This window comes from Streptomyces sp. SAS_281 (assembly GCF_052542855.1).
Window position 1 is genome coordinate 1 of the sequence record NZ_JBMNDO010000086.1, and the last position, 18,307, is coordinate 18,307.

Below are 18,307 nucleotides of genomic sequence, written 5' to 3' on the forward strand. Positions count from 1 at the left end.
CCCCCCCCCCCCCCCCCCCCCCCCCCCCCCCCCCCCCCCCCCCCCCCCCCCCCCCCCCCCCCCCCCCCCCCCCCCCCCCCCCCCCCCCCCCCCCGCCGCGCGTCTGCGACCATGGACGGGTGACTGAGATTCCGCGCGACACGGTGCAGGAGCTGACCTTCTACGAGCAGGTCGGCGGCGAGGAGACCTTCAGGCGCCTGGTCCACCGCTTCTACCAGGGCGTCGCCGAGGACCCGCTGCTGCGGCCGATGTACCCGGAGGAGGACCTCGGGCCCGCCGAGGAGCGGTTCGCGCTGTTCCTCATGCAGTACTGGGGCGGACCGCGCACCTACAGCGACCGGCGCGGGCACCCCCGGCTGCGGATGCGGCACGCGCCGTTCCGGGTGGACCGCGCCGCGCACGACGCCTGGCTGAGCCATATGCGCGTCGCGCTGGACGAGCTGGGTCTCGCCCCCGAGCACGAGCGGCAGCTGTGGGACTACCTCACCTACGCCGCCGCCTCGATGGTGAACACCGACGGCTGACCCCCGGTCACGGACCGCCCACATCCGTGCGGAATCCGGTACTCCATGGCCGGATACCGGTCACGAATACATCAAGTTGTGCCCGTAAGCGGTTTCCACGGACACAGCCGTCTGGAAGCATCCTGAGCGACGCCGGGGGCGGGCGTGCGGTGAGTGGTGACTAGGGGGCCAGGTGACGGGGTTCGTCTTTCTGCGGGTGAGGGCGCATCGGCTCCTCCTCGCGGCGGCCGTGCTGGCCGTGCTCCTGACCACCTCGGTCCTGGCCGCGCTCACCGCGTTCTCCGGCTCCGTCGGCGACGCCGCGCTGCGCCACACGCTCACCCACCGCTCCGCCGTGCCGGCCGCCCTGGTGGTCTCCGCACAGCTGGAACCGGACGAGCGGCAGCAGGCCGACGCCGCGACGCGCAAGGCCGCCCGGGAGACCTTCGACGGCCTGCCGGCGACCGTGCGGAAGCTGGAGGCGTCCGGTCCGTACGCGCTGCCGCGCGGCCTCCAGGACCCGGCCGCCCGGCGCGGCGACCCCGACCTGACGCACTTCGCCTCGCTGGACCGCAGCCGCGTCCGCCTCACCGCCGGACGCATGCCCGCCGCCGGGGCGGGGAAGAACGGCGCCCCCGTCGAGGCGGCCCTGCCCGCGTCCGCCGCCGAGACGCTGTCGCTGAAGCCCGGCGCCCGGCTGAAGCTCACCGACCGGCTGGGCGGCAAGCCGTTGGACGTCGTGATCACCGGGCTCTACAAGGCCGCCGACCAGGCCGATCCGTACTGGCAGCTGGACACGCTCGGCGGACGCGGCGTCCGCAAGGTGGCCTTCACCACCTACGGCCCCCTGCTCACCGACCCCGCCGTGCTCGGCTCGGGCCGGACGACCGCGGGCGAGGTGTCCTGGCTGGCGTCCGCCGACTTCCGCTCGGTCACCACGGACCGGATGGAGGCGCTGCGCGACGCGGCGGCCACCGGCCCGAAGAAGCTGCTGGCCGCCCCCGCGTTCAAGGGCGGCGGCACCGCGCGGACCTCGCTGCCCACCGTCCTCGAACAGATCGACCGCGCCCTGCTGGTCTCCCGCTCGACGCTGACGATCGTGGCCGTGCAGCTGGTCCTCCTCGCCGGGTACGCCCTGCTCCTCGTGGCCCGGCTGCTCAGCAGCGAGCGCGCGGGCGAGACCGAACTGCTGCGGGCGCGCGGCGGTTCTCGGGCCCGGATCACCTGGCTCGCGTCCGCCGAGGCGCTGCTCCTCGCGCTGCCCGCGGCCGTCGTCGCCCCCCTGCTCTCCGGCCCGCTGACCCGGCTCCTGGCCGACCGCAGCGAGCTCTCCCGCATCGGGCTCCGCCTGGACACCGGCGTCACCGGCCAGGTGTGGCTGGTCGCCGCCGTCACCGCCCTGGCCTGCGCGCTCGCTGTCGTGGCACCCGCCCTGGCCGCGGGCGGCGGGGTCCGCCGCACCACGCGTTCCGCCGCGCTGCCGGGCCCGGTGCGGGCCGGAGCCGACCTCGCGCTGCTGCTCGTGGCGGCGGTGGCGTACTGGCAGCTGGACCGGCAGACGAAGGGCTCGGGAAGCGGTGCGCTCAGCGGTGACCGCTCGGGCGGGCTCGGGGTCGACCCGCTGCTCGTGGCCGCGCCCGCGCTGGCCCTGCTCGCCGGCACCGTACTGACGCTGCGCCTGCTGCCGCCCGCCGCCCGGCTCGCGGAGCGGCGCGCGTCCGGCGGGCGGGGGCTGACGACCGCGCTGGCGGGCTGGCAGTTCAGCCGCCGGCCGCTGCGGGGCGCCGGGCCCGTGCTGCTGCTGGTCCTCTCCGCGGCGATGGGCATGCTGGCGATCGGGCAGAGCGCTTCGTGGAACCGTTCGCAGAGCGACCAGGCCGACTTCAGGTCCGGCGCATCGGTCCGCGTCACCGGCGCCCTCAACACGGATCCGGCGAAGGCGCCCGGGTACGGGCAGCTGCCGGGCGTACGCGAGGCGGCGCCCGCCTTCCGTACGACGGTGGGTCTCTCCGGCGAGCGCACGGCCGAGATCCTGGCCCTGGACACCGCGCACGCCGACGAGCGGATGCTGATGCGCGACGACCTGGCGGACGGCCCGGTGGCGGGGCTCTTCGACACGCTGGCCCCGCCGAAGGCCGCCCGTGCCGGACTGCCGCTGCCGGAGCACAGCACCCGTCTCCACTTCGACGTACGGATATCCGCCGACGACGCCCCCGGGAAGGTCTCGCCGTCCGGCATGACCCCCCGGGTCTCCGTCCTCCTGGAGGACCGCTACGGCCTGCCCTACCAGGCCGTCGCCGGATCCGTCCCGGTCGACGGGAAGGCGCACCCGCTCTCCGTCGCTGTGTCGGCCGCCGGCGGGTTCGCCCTCACCGGGATCGAGCTGAGCGGCAAGGAGCCCGCGGGCCGCGCGGAATCGCACCGGCTGGCCGTGAGCGCGCTGCGGACCACCGCCGCCGACGGCACCGAGCGTCCCGTCCCGGTCCCCTGGAGCTTCCGCTGGGAGGGCGAGCAGACCGAGGACTCCCTCCTCGCCGAACCGAAGCCGGGCGTGCCGCTGACCCCCGCCGCGTCGGCCGCGACCCCCCTCTCCGTCGGCTACTCCACCGGATCGGTCACCGCCGAGGAAGCGGCGTACTCGGGCGCCGCGGTCGGTGTACGGCTCACCGCCGCCCGCCCCAAGGCATCCGGCCTGAACGCCGTGGCCACGGACGCGTACCTCAGGGCGACCGGGGCCGAGCCGGGCCAGAAGATCGACGTGACCCTGGCCGGCGAGACGGTCCGGGTGACGATCACCCGCGCCGTGCACCGGCTGCCCACCACCGGGCCCGGTTCCTCCGCGGCCCCGGCCGAGTCCCGGCGGGCCGGGGACGGCGGGGCGCTCCTGCTGGACCTGCGCTCCCTCGCCCAGGTCTTCGCCGACCGCCCGACCGCCCGGCTGACCGCCATGGAGTGGTGGCTGAGCACCGAGCCCGGCCGGACGGCGGAGGTGGCCGCCGCGCTGCGCGCGCAGCCGGACACCGACCCCGCCCAGGTCCAGGTGCGCGACGAGATCGCCGACGAGCTGGTCACCGACCCGCTGGGGGCGGGCCCGCAGTCGGCGCTGCTCGCCGTCGCGGTGATCGCCGCCGCACTGGCCGCGGTCGGCTTCGCGGTGGCCGCGGTCGGCTCGCAGCGGGAACGTTCCGCCGAGTTCGCCGTGCTGCGCGCGCTGGGCACCCCGCGCCGCCAGCTGGCCCGGATGACCGCTGCCGAGCAGGGCGTCCTGATCGCGATCGCGCTGCTGGTCGGGGCCCTGCTCGGGGCCCTGCTGACCCGGGCGGTCGTGCCGTTGATCGTGCTGACCGGGCAGGCGGCCCAGCCGGTGCCGCCGGTCCTGGTGCAGCTGCCGCCCGGACAGGTCGCCGCGCTGCTGGCCGGAGTCGCCGCGCTGCCCCTGCTCATCGTCGCCGTTCTGGCCCTCCGCCGCGCCGACCCCGCGATCTCGCTGCGCACCCAGGGGGACAACTGACATGAGTGCCCGCCCCGCGACCCCCTGCGCCCCCTGGGTGCGCACCCGGCTGCGCACGGCACCCGGCGCCGCCTGCGCGTTCGCGCTGCTGGTGCTGGTGACCGCGTTCCTCGCCGCCGCCTTCCCCCGCTCCGTCGACTCGTACGAGACGAAGGGGCTGCGCCACGATCTCGGCGCGGCGGCCCCGGCGCGCGGCGTGCTGGAGCTGAAGGGCCCCCAGCCCGGCCTGGAACTGGGGGCGGCGGTGCGCGAGGCCGCGGTGCGCGGGGACACGATGGCCTCCGTCAACGGGCAGGTCGTGAAGCGGCTTCCCGCTCCGCTGCGCGCCGACACCGCCGAGTCGGCGTACGGGGTCCGCACCTCGACGCCGATCGCGGCCCGCGAAACGTGGCTCCCGCGCCCGTACGGCCTGGACCCGACACTGTCGTACGTCGCCCAGTCCGGTCTTTCCGGCCACGCCACCCTGCGCACCGGCAGCTGGCCGGCCGCGTCCGGCAAGGTGACGCTGACCACCCGGGAGGTCGAGGCCGCCGTCACCGAGGAGACCGCGAAGGCGCTGCGGATCAAGGCGGGCGCCACCATCGCCGTCCCCACCCAGGGCGACGAGACCCTGACCGTACGGATCACCGGCATCGTCGCCCCCAAGAACCCGCGGGGCTCCTACTGGTCGGTCGAGCCGCTGCTGCGGACGCCCTCGCTGGTGGCCAAGCCCAGCAAGGACACCCCCCGCTACTACTGGATCGCCGCCCTGCTGCTGCCGCCGGACGCCGCGCCCGCCCTCCTCTCCACCGCCGGACAGCCCGAGCGGTACTGGCGGATCGCGCCGGACGTGTCGCGGCTCACCGCGCTGGACGCGCCGGGGCTGCGGACGTCGGTGGCCTCGCTGGAGGACGGTCCGGGGCTGCTGGCCATGCGCGACGTGGCCGGGGCCACGGTGAGCATGGCGACGGACCTGGACGAGGTCCTGACGGCGTACGACGGGATGCGGTCCGCGATCCAGCCGGTCGTCACCGTCGCCGCCATCGGCATCGGCGCGGTCGCCGTCGTCGTCCTCCTGATGACGGGCGGGCTCCTGGCCGGCCGCAGGCACGCCGAACTGGCCCTGCTGCGGGCCCGGGGCGGCTCCCTGCGGGGCATCGGGGGCCGGCTCCTCGCCGAGACCGCGGTCACCGCCGTGCCCGCCGGGGCGCTGGGGCTGCTGCTCGCCGTGCTCACCGTGGGCGAGGCCCGGCTGTGGCCCGCCGCGGTCGGCGCCGGCGCGGTCGTCGCGCTGGTCTGCGTCGCGCTCCCGCTGCGCACGACCGTCCGGCACCGCACCCCGCAGACCCACTCCGGCCGGGACGACCTGGCGACCGCCCGCCCCTCCCGGCGGCGCACCGTCGCCGAACTCACCCTGCTCGTCCTGGCCGTCGGCGCCGTCGCCGCGCTGCGCCGGCGCGGCACGGACGCCGAGGGCGGCACCAACCTGCTGGTCAGCGCCGCGCCGGTGCTGGTCGCCCTGATCGCGGCAGTGGTGCTGGTCCGGCTCTACCCGCTGCCGCTGCGCCTGGCCCTGCGGTCCGTGTCCCGGCTGCGCGGCGCGGTCGGCTTCCTGTCGCTCGCCCGGGCCGGCCGCACCTCGGCCGCCGGCACCCTGCCGCTGCTCGCCCTGCTGGTCGCGCTGAGCACGGCCGCGTTCGGCGGTTCGGTGCTGGCGGGGGTCGCGGACGCCCGCGACGACGCCGCGCTCCGGTCCGTCGGCGCGGACGCCCGCGTCACCGGCGAGGCCGACTCCGTACCGCTGCCGGCCGGTCTGGTCCGCGCGGTGGAGAAGGCCGAAGGGGTACGCGGTTCGGTCCGGGTCCAGGTCGAGTACGGGGTGGACCTGCCGGACACGGGCAACGGCGTCCAGGACGCCAGGAGCACGACCCTGATCGGCGTCGACCCCGCCGCGTACGCCGCGCTGGCCCGCTCCACCGGGCTCGGCCCGTTCTCCGCCGACCGGCTGCGGGCGAAGGGCGCGGCGGTCCGCGCGGGGGCGCGGCCGGACGAGGACCGGGTCGTGCCGGCCCTCGTCTCGCCGTCCGTCGCCGCCCGCCTCGGCGACCGGCCGCTCGGCCTCCGGTCACTGGCCGGGAACTTCAAGGTGAGGGCCGCCGCCACCCTCACGCGTACCCCCGCCGTGGAGGGCAGCTCCTTCATCGTCGTGGACGCCGCCGCGCTCACCCGCCGGCAGACCACGGCACTGCTGCTGACCGGATCCGGGCTGGACGCGAAGGAACTGCGCGCGGCGGCCCGGCACTCGGACGAGAAGGCATCCGTACACCTGCGCTCCGAGGAGCGGGCCGCGTACGTCGACACCCCGATGCAGTCGGGGGCGGAGCGGATCTATCTGGCGGCGATCATCGCCGGCGCCGGATACGCCCTGCTCGCCGTCCTGCTGTCGCTGCTCCAGACCGCGCCCGAGCGCAGCACGCTGCTGGCCCGGCTGCGCACCATGGGCCTGACCTCCCGGCAGGGCGGCCGGCTCCTGGGCTTCGAGGCCCTGCCGCAGGCGCTGCTGGCGGCCTGCGGCGGGCTCCTCGTCGGCTGGGCGACCATCGCCCTGCTGGCCCCGGGGGTCGACCTCGTACGCCTGGCACTCTCGTCCGGCCCCGGCACCAGCCCGCTGGACACCGCGTCGCTGCGCACCGACCCGTGGTCGCTGGTCCTCCCGGCGCTCGGCGTCATCGTGCTGACCGGGGCGGTGGCCGGTGCGCAGGCGTGGTGGGCCGGCCGCCGCGGATCGATCACCGAACTCAGGGCAGGAGACTCCCGATGACGACGCCGTCGACCGATTCCACGCTGGCGGAGCTCGAACAGCGGGCCACCGCCCGGCGCGACCGGCCCTCCTACGGCCACGACGCGCTGATCGCCTGCGACCGGCTGGTGCGCATCTTCACCACCGACGGGGTGGAGGTGCAGGCCCTCCAGGGACTCGATCTGCTGGTGGAGGCGGGCGAGCTGCTGGCGCTCGTCGGCGCCTCCGGCAGCGGCAAGTCGACGCTGATGAACATCCTGGCGGGCCTGGACGAGCCGACGGCCGGGGCGGCGAAGGTGGCGGGCTGCGACCTGCTGTCGATGGGGCAGAAGGAACGCCTCCGCTACCGCCGGGACGTGGTCGGCTTCGTCTGGCAGCAGACCTCCCGCAACCTGCTGCCGTATCTCACGGCGATCCAGAACGTCACCCTGCCCATGCAGCTGCGCGGCCGGGGCCGGAACCGCGAACGGGCCGCGCGCGCCGAGGCGTTGCTGAAGATGCTGGAGGTCGAGGACTGCCGCGACCGCCGCCCGCAGCAGATGTCGGGCGGCCAGCAGCAGCGGGTGGCCATCGCCGTCTCGCTCGCCAACTCCCCCTCGGTGCTCCTCGCCGACGAGCCGACCGGCGAACTCGACTCGGCGACGGGCGAGCAGGTCTTCGCCGCGTTCCGCCGCGCCAACGAGGAGCTGGGCACGACCATCGTGATCGTCACCCACGACCAGGCGGTCGCCAACGAGGTACGGCGTACGGTCGCGATCCGCGACGGCCGCACGTCCTTCGAGGTGCTGCGCCGCACCGAGGTCGACGCCGCGACCGGCCAGGAGTCCCAGGTCGCCCGCGAGTACGCGATGCTCGACCGCGCCGGCCGGCTCCAGCTGCCCGCCGACTACACCGAGGCGCTGGGCATGGAGCACCGGGTGATGCTGGAGCTGGAGCCGGACCACATCGGGGTGTGGCCGGACGGCCCGAAGGGCGGGTGACCGGCCCCGGAACGCCGTGTGACCGGCCGTTAGGATCCGGCCATGACGACGTTCGAACGCGAGATCACCGAGCCGGTCGACCTGTGCCTGCCCGACGGCCGCCTCGACCCGGCGGCGGTCGGCTGGTCGCGGACCCCGCTGCACCGCGCCAACCTGCGCGGCTGGGGCCGGACGAAGCGGTGGGAGTACTGGTGCGTGACGACGCCCACCCACCTGGTGGCGCTGACCGTCAGCGACCTGGACTTCCTCGCCCTGAACAGCGTCTACCTGCTGGAGTACGCGCCCGGCGGCCTTGAGCTGGAACGCACGGCGATCGTCCCGGGCGGTTCCGGCGCCGGCCTTCCCGACACGGTGGCCGGCTCCCCCGGTGCCCCGGACGTGGTGACGGGCCCGGCCCGGCCGACGGGCGGCAAGGTGCGCGTGGAGATCCGCGACGAGCCCGGCGGCACCCGGCTGCGGGCCCGCTGCCTGACCCCGGAGCGGGTGCCGGTGGAGGTGGACCTCCTGGTCGCCCGGCCGGCGGGCCACGAATCGCTCTCCGTGGTCGTCCCCTGGAGCAGCCGGCGCTTCCAGTACACCTCGAAGCAGACCGCGCTGCCCGCCTCCGGCCGGGTCAGGATCGGGGGCGAGTTCCTGGAATTCGACGGGGACGACACCTGGGCCGTCCTGGACCACGGCCGGGGCCGCTGGCCGCGTACGGTCCACTGGAACTGGGGCGCCGCGTCCGGCCGCACCGACGGGCACACCCTGGGCGTCCAGCTCGGCGGGCAGTGGACGCTGGGCACCGGCTCCACGGAGAACGCGCTCTGCGTGGACGGCCGGCTCAGCAAGATCGGCGAGGAGCTGGACTGGCGCTGGTCCACGTCGGAACCGCTCCGCCCGTGGACGATCCGCACCCCCCTGACCGGCCAGGTCGACCTGACGTTCACCCCGTTCCACAACCGCCGCGTCCGCACCGAGGCGGGGGTGCTGGCCAACCGCACCGACCAGCTGTTCGGCCACTACGACGGCACGGTCCGCGCGGACGACGGGACGCGGATCGCGGTGGAGGGCCTGCTGGGGTGGGCGGAGGACGTGCGGATGCGGTGGTGAGCCGGCCGTTCACCGCGAAGAACCGCGCCGGCCGTTCACCGCGGAGAACCGCGCCGGTCGCGTCAGCCGTTCACGGAGACCGCGAGGTTCCCCAAGCCGCCCGCCGCTCCGGCCCGGCGCAGGGCGACGGAGCCGTACGGGGTGCGCAGGCGCAGCCAGCTGCCGGCCGTCAGGAGGGCGACCGGGAAGGCGGGGTCGGCGCGCAGGAAGCCGAGGGACTGCGCGGCGTGCACCGCGCGGAGCGGGAGTTCGGTGTCCGCGAGGGTGCGCGACCAGATGTCGTGGCCGATGCGGTCCCGCTCGGTACGGGTGCGCCGGTCCTCGGGCAGGGCCTCGTCACGGGTCCGGAACTCGGTGACGGCTGCGGTCAGCGCGTCGCGCAGGGCGACGGGCCCGGGCAGCCCGGGCCGCTCCCGCCAGCCGCCGCGCGGGGGGAGGACGCCGGCCCAGGGCGGGCCGGTGACCGGGGCGGGCAGGGCGGCGGCGTCCGCCCCTCCGTCCGGCAGGGCTTCCAGGAGGTCGCCGGCCGACACGGTGAGGTCGAAGTCGTGCGCGTCGGCGAGCCGGGCCGTGCGGATCGCCAGCACGTCGAAGGACGGGGGCCTGCCGAACACGGCGAGCGCGCCGCCGCCCGCCTGGAGGCGTACGGCGGCAGCGCGGTCGTAGTGGAGCAGCCGCCCGAGGAAGGCGCCGAGGTCGGCGGCCTCCCTCGCGTCGGCGAACCGCAGCGGCTGAACGGACACGGTCATACCGCGGCGGGCTCCTCGGCCAGGTACTCCTGGAGGAACAGCTTCTCCTCGGCGGAGATCCGCCGGGGGCGCTCCTCGGCCAGGTTGTACGGCACGACGACGGTCGAGGCGCGCACGTAGACCTGGTCCGGGTCCTTGATCTCGTAGGCGATCGTCAGGGACGCGGCGCCTATCTTCGTGACCCAGGACTCGACGGTCACCGGCCGGTGCCGGTGGACCAGGGGACGCACGTAGTCGATCTCGTGCCGCGCCACGACGGAACCGCCCGCGAAGGACGGCGAACCGTCCCCCGGCGCCAGCCGGAACATGAAGTCGATCCGCGCCTCCTCCAGGTAGCGGAGGAAGACCACGTTGTTGACGTGCCCGAAGGCGTCCATGTCCGACCAGCGCAGCGGGCAGCTGTAGATGTGACGAGCCAAGACGATCAGCCTCGCGTGAGCTTCTTGTACGTGGCGCGGTGCGGACGGGCCGCGTCGGCGCCGAGGCGGTCGATCTTGTTCTTCTCGTACGACTCGAAGTTGCCCTCGAACCAGTACCACTTGGAGTCGCCCTCGTACGCCAGGATGTGCGTGGCGACGCGGTCCAGGAACCAGCGGTCGTGGGAGATGACCACGGCCGCGCCCGGGAACTCCAGCAGGGCGTTCTCCAGCGAGGACAGGGTCTCGACGTCGAGGTCGTTGGTGGGCTCGTCGAGGAGCAGCAGGTTGCCGCCCTCCTTGAGCGTCAGCGCCAGGTTGAGGCGGTTGCGCTCACCACCGGAGAGGACCCCGGCCGGCTTCTGCTGGTCCGGGCCCTTGAAGCCGAACGCGGAGACGTACGCCCGCGAGGGCATCTCGACCTGGCCGACGTTGATGTAGTCCAGCTCGTCCGAGACGACGGCCCAGAGGGTCTTCTTCGGGTCGATGTTGGCGCGGGACTGGTCGACGTAGCTGATCTTGACCGTGTCGCCGACCTTGATGGAGCCGCTGTCCGGCGTCTCCAGGCCCTGGATCATCTTGAACAGCGTGGTCTTGCCGGCGCCGTTCGGGCCGATGACGCCGACGATGCCGTTGCGCGGCAGCGTGAACGACAGGTCGTCGATGAGGACCTTGTCGCCGAACGCCTTCGACAGGTTCTCGACCTCGACCACGATGGACCCGAGGCGCGGCCCCGGCGGGATCTGGATCTCCTCGAAGTCCAGCTTCCGCATCTTGTCCGCCTCGGCGGCCATCTCCTCGTAACGGGCGAGACGGGCCTTGGACTTGGTCTGACGCCCCTTGGCGTTGGACCGCACCCACTCCAGCTCTTCCTTGAGCCGCTTCTGGCGCTTCTCGTCCTTGCGGCCCTCGACCTTGAGGCGGGCGGCCTTCTTGTCGAGGTACGTGGAGTAGTTGCCCTCGTACGGGAGCGCGCGGCCGCGGTCCAGTTCGAGGATCCACTCGGCGACGTTGTTGAGGAAGTAGCGGTCGTGGGTGACGGCCACGACGGCGCCCGCGTACTTGGAGAGGTGCTGCTCCAGCCAGTTCACCGACTCGGCGTCGAGGTGGTTGGTGGGCTCGTCGAGGAGCAGCAGGTCGGGCGCCTCGATGAGGAGCTTGCAGAGCGCGACGCGGCGCTTCTCGCCACCGGAGAGGTTGACGACGGGCCAGTCGCCGGGCGGGCAGCCCAGGGCGTCCATGGCCTGCTCCAGCTGGGCGTCCAGGTCCCACGCGTTGGCGTGGTCCAGGTCCTCCTGGAGCTTGCCCATCTCGTCCATGAGCGCGTCGGAGTAGTCGGTCGCCATCAGCTCGGCGACCTCGTTGAAGCGCTTGAGCTTGCCCATGATCTCGGCGGCGCCGTCCTGCACGTTCTCCAGGACCGTCTTGTTCTCGTCGAGCTCCGGCTCCTGCATGAGGATGCCGACGCTGAAGCCGGGCGACAGGAACGCGTCACCGTTGGACGGCTGCTCCAGGCCCGCCATGATCTTCAGCACCGTGGACTTACCGGCGCCGTTGGGCCCCACGACACCGATCTTCGCGCCGGGCAGGAAGTTCAGGGTGACGTCATCGAGAATCACCTTGTCGCCGTGCGCCTTGCGCGTCTTGCGCATGGTGTAGATGAACTCAGCCAAGAGAAACCGTCCGGCAATCGATGTGTGGGCAGATACACCCCATCTTGCCTGACGGCCGCCTCTTGACGGAAACCGGTCCGGTGCGCGATACGCACGGTCCCGGCCCGCGGTACGTCCGGGCCGGGCGGGGCCGGGCCGCGGGGTACGCGAAGGCCCCGGCGGGCCGAAGCCCGCCGGGGCCTTGATCAGCGCGTGTGACGGTGTGCTACCGCTGGTCACTCACTGACGGTGCGGCCCTTGCGGCGCAGGAGGACGACCGCGCCGCCGCCGACGACGACCAGGGCGATGGCGATGCCCGCGATCATCGGGGTGGCGCTGGAGCTGCCGGTCTCGGCGAGGTTGGTGTCGTCGCCGCCCGAGGTGCTGCCGCCGGCCGTGGCGGTGGTCGGGGTGGGCTCGTCACCGCCGGTCTGGGTCTCCGTGCCACCGGTGCCGCTGCTGGTGGTCTTGCAGTCCAGGACACCCTTGAAGGTCTTGGAGAAGCCGCCGGGGCCGGTGACCGTGATGTCGTACGCCTGGTCCTCGGCGACGGGCACGGTGACGGTCACGGTCTTGCCGGCCTCGACGGTGTTCTCCTTGCCGTCGAGCTCGAAGGTGAACGCCTCGTCGCCCTTGTTGCCGACGGTGATGTCGACGCCGCCCTTGGCGCAGTTCTTCTCGGCGGTCGCCGTCGGGATCGCGCCCTGCTTCGCCCAGGTGGCGGTGGCGGTCGCGGAGACCGTCGACTCGCTGGAACCGGCCAGGATCTGGGTCTGGCTCTTGGTGACGCCGGCGAAGGCGCGGCCGACCGGGACGGAGGTGGCGGCCTGGACGGTCAGCCCGGCGGTGCCCTCCTCGGAGCCGGCGGGCACGTCGAAGTAGAGCTGGTCGCCGTCGGACACCGTGGTGACGGGCTTGCCCGCCTTGTCGGTGACCTTCACGCCGCTGGCGAGGTCCGCCGGCGGGGTCACCGTGGCCTGGGCCGCGTTGGTGCGGACGGTGACCGGGCCGACGCGCTCGCCGGAGCGGCCGGAGACCGCGACCGGGTCGAGCGCCAGGGACGCCTTGGGCTCGGCGGTGACGGTGGCCGACTTCTCCAGCCAGTCCGCGAGCTTCTCCGCCTGCTCGTCGGCGGCGGTGACGTTCACGTGGTCGGAGAACCGCCAGATCGCGACCTGGGTGCCGGCCGCCGCGGTCTTCTCGGTGAGCGTGCCGGTGCCGGCCGCCTCGGCGAGCGCGGAGAGGTCGTTCACCTGCGGGTAGGAGTGCTGCAGGACCCAGAGGATCTTGCCCGCGTCCTTGTTGCTGCCGAGCGAGGTCTGGTCCCAGGGGGTCTCCAGGTACTTCGCCTGGTCCTGGGTGTGGTTGTGGATGTCGATGCAGTACGTCTTGAGCGTGCCGCCGCCGTCGACGTTCATCTCGAACAGACCCGCGGACACCTTGTCCTGCTTGCCGCCGCCGTGGACGTAGGCGGTGTCGAAGGTCTTGAGGCCGTCCAGAACGGCGCTGGCCCCGCCCTGGTGCGCGGGCACCTCGTCGGCCGTCGCGCTGCCGGCGCCGACGAGGGCTCCGGCCACGACCAGGCCGGACGCCATCGCGGAAGCGGCCAGCCTGGCTATGCGCCCGCGCCGTGCGGTCGGGGCCGTCGCCCTGGATGACGAAGCGGTCGCTGAAGAAGCAGAAAACACTTATTTCCCCTCCGGGCGAGACCCTCGCGCCCGGTACGCGTGTGGGGATTGTCCCGCCTGCTACTCAAGTGCCTTGTGAGTACGGGGAGATCCTATGGAGCGAGCCAAGGACAGTCCCCCGTCATACCGTCCGACAACCATTCCGAATCGGAATCGTTATCACGGGTAACTACCGCCCCTCGTGCGGCCGCCGGCCGTCCGGCACGCTTCGTCATGACGCCGTCACCAGATCGGACCCGGTCTTCTTCGGTGCGGCGCCACTCTTCTGACGCACCGTCCGCCGCCGCCCCGCCGGGCGCTCCACCGGGCGCTCCGCCGCAGGCGTCCCGGGCCCGCACGGCGCCAGGACGCCCTCGCCCGCCTCCTCGGCCCCGCCGCCCCCGGCCCCCTCATCCGGCGCCTCCCGCACCGCCCACGGATCCGGCCCCGCCGCGACCGGCGCCGGTCCGTACCTCGACGTCAGCCCCGGCTCGCCCCTGACCACCCGGCGGAACGCGGCCGTGCCCCGGGTCAGGTCGTGGCCCACCGCCACCGCCTCGATGTCCACGTAGGTCCGGCGCTGCCCCTCCAGCTCCTCCTCGCGCACCTTCAGCCTGCCGTGCACCACCAGCGGCTCCCCCACCGCGACCGAGCCCGTCAGATTCGCGGCCAGCGCGCGCCACGCCCACACGGTGTAGAAGCTCGTGTGCCCGTCGGCCCAGACCTCCTTCAGCCGGTCCCACCGCCGGGGCGTCACCGCGAACCTGAAACGGGCCATCCCGCCGTTCGCCGTCTCCCGGAACTCCACCGCCGTCGCCGCGTTGCCCACCAGCGTCACCAGGGTCTCGTTCATGACTCCGCCTCCCCTTCACCCGGATCCCGTGGCCGCGCCGTGCGCGCGGTCACCGGTTCCATGCTGGAGGGGAGGCGGAATTCCCGCTGGGGGCTGTGGACTAACGGCCCGTTGTGGAGAACTCCGTCACCGCCACGTAGCGTTCCCGCACTTCGCGGTAGCGCATCAGCTCGGCGGCGACCGGGTCGAGCACCCGGGCTCGGCCGCAGGCCGCCGCCGCCTCGCGCAGCCGCCGTTCGGCCTCCTGCCCGTACCGCCGGGCGGGCCCCCGGGCCGCCGCCGCGCACGACCACTCGACGAGCGGGCCGCCCACGATGCCCGCGAGCATCACCAGGGCGGGCGTCAGCAGCCCCGGCTCCAGCACCCCGATGATCTGGCCGGCCAGCCACAGGCCGCCGAACACCTGCAACAGCGTCATCGCGACCTGCGCCAGCACCGCCGCCGGCCACCACGCGGGACGCGGCGGCTTCCCGGCCGCGCGCCCGCCCCGGCCCTCGCCCGACGGGCCGCCCGCGGCCTCCGAGGCCGACGCGCACACCGCGGCGCCGCCCGGGCCCCGCACGCCCCCCTCAGCGCCCGCGCCCCCGCCCGCCACGCGGCCCGCCAGTTCGTCCAGCGCGTCCGGCAGCCCCTTGGCCCCGTGCACCGCGGCCTCCCGCACCGCCTGCGCCCAGGGCCCGGGCAGTCCGGCCGCGGCGGCGTCCGCGACCGTGCGCACGGCCTGCTCGACGCGCTGGCGCGCGGTGAGCCGTTCCTCGGGCGGGGCGGCGAGCGGGGCGCGGTCCCGGCTGCCGGGCTGCCGCGTGGCCTCGTACCAGCGCCACAGCCGGAGCCACGGCGTGCCGCAGGCCCGTCCGGCGTTGCGGCGCCACTCGCGTTCGGCCGCCTGGCCCGCCGCCGCCGCGCCCACGGCCTCAGCGAGCCGGTCCGTGAACTCCTCCCGGGCCCGCTCCCCCAGACCGGGCCGCCCCTCGGCGACGTACACCGGGCGGAGCCTGGCCGCCGCGGCGTCCACATCGGCGGACAGGCGCCGCGTCGCCGCCGTGCGGTCCTGGACGAACCGGCCCAGCAGCTCGCGCAGTTCGCCGACGCCCTCGCCGGTGAGGGCGGACAGGGGCAGGACGGTCGCCCCGGGATCACCGTGCTCTCCGAGCGCCATGCCGTCCTCGTCCAGCAGCCGGCGCAGGTCGTCCAGGACCTGGTCGGCGGCCTCGCCCGGCAGCCGGTCGATCTGGTTGAGCACGACGAAGGTGACCTCGGCGTGGCCGGCGAGGGGCCGCAGGTAGCGCTCGTGCAGGGCGGCGTCCGCGTACTTCTCCGGGTCCACCACCCAGATGACCGCGTCGACCAGGGCGAGCACCCGGTCGACCTGGTCGCGGTGGCCCTTCGCCGCCGAGTCGTGGTCGGGCAGGTCGACCAGGACCAGGCCCTGGAGCGCCTCGTCGGCCGCCGCGCCGCCCGGCTGCGGCCTGCGCCGGAGCCTGCCGGGCACGGCGAGGCGGTCCAGCAGTCCGGCGGCCCCGTCGGTCCAGGAGCAGGCGAGCGGGGAGGACGTGGTGGGGCGGCGCAGGCCGGTCTCGGAGAGCTGGGCGCCGGCGAGGGCGTTGAAGAGGGCCGACTTCCCGCTGCCGCTCGCCCCGGCGATGGCGACGACGGTGTGCCGGGAGGAGAGCCGCTGCCGGGCCGCCGCCTCGTCCAGCACCCGGCCCGCCTCGGCGAGCGCGGCCCGGTCCAGGCGGGCCCGGGAGAGGCCGACGAGCTCGCGCAGGGCGTCCAGGCGGGGCCGGAGCGGGCTGCCGGAGTCCACGTACGCCTCCACCTGCGGCCGTCCGTCGTCCTCGTCCTCGGGGGCCTCGTCCGGGGTCTGCTCCGTCTCCTTCCGGCCGGCCTGCGCGCGCCGGGCGATCAGCCCGTCGTCCCAGCCGGTGCCGGACCGGGAGGCGTCGGAGCACGACGCGTCGGACAGCTGCTCCCCGGCCCCGCCCTGCCCCGGATTCTCGTCAGTGACGGCAGTCATCGCTGCCACCTCTCCTTCTGCAGTAGGGACAGCGCGGCGATCAGTTCGGCCTGCGGTTCGGGGGCCACGTCGAGGGCGTCCAGGGGCGCGAGCCGCCGGTCGCGTTCACCGTTCAGCACGTGGTCGAGGCAGTTGGTGAGCAGCGCGCCGCCCTTGTCGCGCAGCCGCAGCGCGCCCTGCGCCCCGATGCGTTCGGCGAGCTGTTCTCCGGCGGTGCGGGCGCGGCGTCCGCCGAGCAGGGCGGCGGCCAGCAGGGTGGCGACGGTCTCGGGGTCCGGGGCGGTGTTGCGCTCCATCAGGCGCAGCTCCTCCTCGGCCAGTTCCTCCAGGATCCGGCGCCACCTGCGTACGGTCATGGCGATCCGGCCCCGGATGTCCTCGGCCGGTCCCCAGCCGCCCTCCTCGCGGCCCGCCGCCTCGAAGGCGAAGCCCGCCGCGGCGGGCTCCTTGCGCCAGACCGCGCGGATCTGCTCGTCGGCGGCGGCGACGCCGCACTCCAGGAGCGCGGCCAGGCTCTCGACGAGCGCGTCGAGCACCTCCTCGGACGTGCTGTACGTGGGGTAGCCGCGCCACCGGGTCCGGGCGTCGCCGGCGAGCGCGCCGCCGTTCTTCAGCCTCCGCCGGAGCCGGGCGCCCTCCTTCCCGTACGCCTCCTCGACCACACCCGTCAGCCGTACGGCGGCGGCGTACTGCGCGGCGACGGCGCCGGCGAGCGCGGGCATGCGGACGTCCAGGGAGTCGATGACCCCGGCGGCGGTCCGGCCGACGGCCTGCTGGCGGGCGGCCGGGTCCTGGGCGCGGTGCGCGAGCCAGGCGCGCAGCGGGGCGACCGCGGTGGTGGGCAGGAGTCCGCTGCCGCCGCCCGCCGACTCGGGCAGCTCGGGGATGGTGAACCGGGGCACCTCGCCGAGCCCGGCCTTGGTGAGCAGGGCCCCGTACTGGCGGGAGACCTCGGCGATCACCTGGTGCGGGACGCGGTCGAGGACGGTGACGAGCGAGGCGTTGTACTCCTTGGCGGTACGGAGCAGATGCCAGGGCACGGCGTCGGCGTACCGGGAGGCCGTCGTGACCATGACCCAGATGTCGGCGGCGCAGATGAGTTCGGCGGCCAGGACCCGGTTGCGGACGACGAGGGAGTCGATGTCGGGGGCGTCCAGCAGGGCGAGCCCGCGCGGCAGCCCGGCCGCGGTCTCGACGCGGAGCGCGGTGCCCTCCTCGGCGGCGTGGCCGTCGGGTCCTTCGAGGTCGTCGCACTGGCCGGGCTCGGCGTGCTCCTCGGGCGGCAGCCAGACCCGGGTGAGCTGCGGCAGCACCCGTACGCCCGCGAACCAGTGCTGGTCGTCCGGGTGGCAGACGAGGACGGGCGTGCGGGTGGTGGGCCGCAGCACCCCGGCCTCGCTGACCCGGCGCCCCACCAGCGAATTGACGAGCGTCGACTTGCCGGCGCCGGTCGATCCGCCGATGACGGCGAGCAGGGGCGCCTCGGGGTCCTTGAGCCGGGGCAGCAGATAGTCGTCGAGCTGGGCGAGCAGCTCGGTCCGGGTCTGTCTGGCGCGGGGGGCCCCTGGCAGCGGAAGGGGGAGACGCACGGCGGCGACACTGTCGCGCAGGGCGGAGAGTGCGTCGATGAGCTGAGGCCGTACGTCCAAGGTCACCACATGCGAAGAATGCCCAATTTTGGCGCCTTTTTGAAGCGTATAGCCACCTCTGCGCGCCGGTTCCCCCGTCCGGACAGAGGGGATGAGTGGGGCGCAGGCATAACGAGTGCACAACACCCGTGGCGTGAAGCGTCAAAAGCGGTGCGTGATCCGCACCTACCTGCGATTATCGTTTCGCTTCACCGAACCTCCACATCGTGCCACGCAGGTGAAGCAACGAGGTCGAGCCGATCGGAGCCCTATCCTTGATCCGGCAAGGTCACGGACCGCCCGGGCCCCGGGGCTCCTGACCACCGCAGCCACCACCCGGCCCCCGTAGCTCAGTGGATAGAGCAGGCGCCTTCTAAGCGCTTGGCCGCAGGTTCGAGTCCTGCCGGGGGCGCATCGGCACAGCCGCCCGCGCCGGACCTCCCCCCGAGGGGGGTCCTTC

Annotated in this window: 12 protein-coding genes and 1 tRNA gene; 6 read left to right on the plus strand and 7 right to left on the minus strand. The window is 74.5% G+C overall.

The genetic code is table 11. The annotated features are described in order from the left end of the window. Positions 1-119 precede the first annotated feature (119 nt). From ACN6LM_RS27010 to ACN6LM_RS27030, 5 genes are all read left to right on the plus strand, one after another. Positions 120-524 carry a globin domain-containing protein gene (locus tag ACN6LM_RS27010; protein WP_164404058.1) on the plus strand — a complete coding sequence of 135 codons (405 nt, stop codon included), beginning with the start codon at positions 120-122 and terminating at the stop codon, positions 522-524. Positions 525-696: 172 nt separating this feature from the next. After that, positions 697-4,014: an FtsX-like permease family protein gene (locus tag ACN6LM_RS27015; RefSeq protein WP_445067992.1), complete on the plus strand. Its 3,318-nt coding sequence runs from the start codon at positions 697-699 to the stop codon at positions 4,012-4,014. Position 4,015: 1 nt separating this feature from the next. Continuing rightward, positions 4,016-6,814, plus strand: a complete 2,799-nt coding sequence (locus tag ACN6LM_RS27020; RefSeq protein WP_445067993.1) for an FtsX-like permease family protein — start codon at positions 4,016-4,018, stop codon at positions 6,812-6,814. Then, on the plus strand, positions 6,811-7,773 hold the full coding sequence (locus ACN6LM_RS27025) for an ABC transporter ATP-binding protein (protein ID WP_445067994.1): 963 nt from the start codon (positions 6,811-6,813) through the stop codon (positions 7,771-7,773). Before ACN6LM_RS27020 ends, ACN6LM_RS27025 begins: the two co-directional genes overlap by 4 nt. 42 nt (positions 7,774-7,815) lie before the next feature. Next, positions 7,816-8,865, plus strand: a complete 1,050-nt coding sequence (locus tag ACN6LM_RS27030) for a DUF2804 domain-containing protein (protein ID WP_445067995.1) — start codon at positions 7,816-7,818, stop codon at positions 8,863-8,865. 62 nt (positions 8,866-8,927) lie between these two features. Here the strand turns inward: ACN6LM_RS27030 and ACN6LM_RS27035 are convergent, their stop codons facing one another. The 7 genes from ACN6LM_RS27035 to ACN6LM_RS27065 form a co-directional block, all read right to left on the minus strand. Further along, entirely contained in the window at positions 8,928-9,614 is a 687-nt protein-coding gene (locus tag ACN6LM_RS27035) for a hypothetical protein (RefSeq protein ID WP_445067996.1), read from the minus strand. Beyond that, positions 9,611-10,033, minus strand: a complete 423-nt coding sequence (locus tag ACN6LM_RS27040; protein ID WP_164400772.1) for an acyl-CoA thioesterase — start codon at positions 10,031-10,033, stop codon at positions 9,611-9,613. Before ACN6LM_RS27040 ends, ACN6LM_RS27035 begins: the two co-directional genes overlap by 4 nt. A gap of 5 nt (positions 10,034-10,038) precedes the next feature. Beyond that, positions 10,039-11,703: an energy-dependent translational throttle protein EttA gene (gene ettA, locus ACN6LM_RS27045; RefSeq protein WP_425810838.1), complete on the minus strand. Its 1,665-nt coding sequence runs from the start codon at positions 11,701-11,703 to the stop codon at positions 10,039-10,041. A 215-nt stretch (positions 11,704-11,918) separates the two neighbouring features. After that, entirely contained in the window at positions 11,919-13,277 is a 1,359-nt protein-coding gene (locus ACN6LM_RS27050; protein ID WP_445067997.1) for an LAETG motif-containing sortase-dependent surface protein, read from the minus strand. 304 nt (positions 13,278-13,581) lie between these two features. Next, complete coding sequence (locus tag ACN6LM_RS27055) at positions 13,582-14,202, minus strand: single-stranded DNA-binding protein (RefSeq protein ID WP_445067998.1); 621 nt, start codon at positions 14,200-14,202, stop codon at positions 13,582-13,584. Between the two features lie 100 nt (positions 14,203-14,302). Next, positions 14,303-16,219: a GTPase gene (locus tag ACN6LM_RS27060; RefSeq protein ID WP_445067999.1), complete on the minus strand. Its 1,917-nt coding sequence runs from the start codon at positions 16,217-16,219 to the stop codon at positions 14,303-14,305. After that, the gene (locus tag ACN6LM_RS27065) at positions 16,216-17,868 is read right to left on the minus strand and encodes a dynamin family protein (RefSeq protein ID WP_445068014.1); all 1,653 of its coding nucleotides are present in this window, start codon (positions 17,866-17,868) and stop codon (positions 16,216-16,218) included. Before ACN6LM_RS27065 ends, ACN6LM_RS27060 begins: the two co-directional genes overlap by 4 nt. A 318-nt stretch (positions 17,869-18,186) precedes the next feature. On the opposite strand from ACN6LM_RS27065, the gene ACN6LM_RS27070 reads away from it, so the two are divergent. After that, positions 18,187-18,259 (plus strand) — tRNA-Arg (locus ACN6LM_RS27070). The last annotated feature ends 48 nt before the right edge of the window (positions 18,260-18,307 follow it).

Bases quoted from the DNA above. Each gene is read 5' to 3' on its own strand.
- ACN6LM_RS27030 (WP_445067995.1), top strand. From the start codon at position 7,816: ATGACGACGTTCGAACGCGAGATCACCGAGCCGGTCGACCTGTGCCTG.
- ACN6LM_RS27060 (WP_445067999.1), bottom strand. From the start codon at position 16,219: ATGACTGCCGTCACTGACGAGAATCCGGGGCAGGGCGGGGCCGGGGAG.
- ACN6LM_RS27050 (WP_445067997.1), bottom strand. From the start codon at position 13,277: ATGGCGTCCGGCCTGGTCGTGGCCGGAGCCCTCGTCGGCGCCGGCAGC.
- ACN6LM_RS27025 (WP_445067994.1), top strand. From the start codon at position 6,811: ATGACGACGCCGTCGACCGATTCCACGCTGGCGGAGCTCGAACAGCGG.
- ACN6LM_RS27020 (WP_445067993.1), top strand. From the start codon at position 4,016: ATGAGTGCCCGCCCCGCGACCCCCTGCGCCCCCTGGGTGCGCACCCGG.
- ACN6LM_RS27055 (WP_445067998.1), bottom strand. From the start codon at position 14,202: ATGAACGAGACCCTGGTGACGCTGGTGGGCAACGCGGCGACGGCGGTG.
- ACN6LM_RS27035 (WP_445067996.1), bottom strand. From the start codon at position 9,614: ATGACCGTGTCCGTTCAGCCGCTGCGGTTCGCCGACGCGAGGGAGGCC.